Annotated in this window: 1 pseudogene; it reads left to right on the forward strand. The window is 66.1% G+C overall.

What is annotated here, in order from left to right:
* Positions 1-363, forward strand: a pseudogene (locus tag UUA_RS18225) (M56 family metallopeptidase); the annotation flags it as partial.
* Positions 364-383 lie beyond the last annotated feature (20 nt).

Here is a 383-nt window from a genome sequence, read left to right on the forward strand (position 1 = left end):
GCGCACAGCCAGCTGCTTGGCGCGCTTGGGCAGAAATTCCACGCCGCAGGTACCGGAGTCGATGGCAAGTACGCGTATGTCATCGACGTCACGCCGCAGGCTGGCTGCCCGGCACGGGCGGTTGCCGAAGCTTCGCCGGTCAAGGTCACCGAGCATGTCACGAACGGCACGGCGCGTGCCGTGGCGGAATCGATAGCGGCGAAGGCGGGCTGGACGCTCGTCAATCCGGAGGTGCTGGGCCATGCACCGGTCACGTTGTCGTTCAACGAGATACCAGCGGGTACGGCAATGCAGCGGGTGGCCGACCTTGCCGGCGTGAAGCTGGTGCTTGACGACAAGCGGGTGCGCTTCGCGGCCAAGTGACTCACTGGGGCCCGGTATAC

The sequence above is a fragment of the Rhodanobacter thiooxydans LCS2 genome (assembly GCF_000264375.1).
Classification (GTDB): domain Bacteria; phylum Pseudomonadota; class Gammaproteobacteria; order Xanthomonadales; family Rhodanobacteraceae; genus Rhodanobacter; species Rhodanobacter thiooxydans.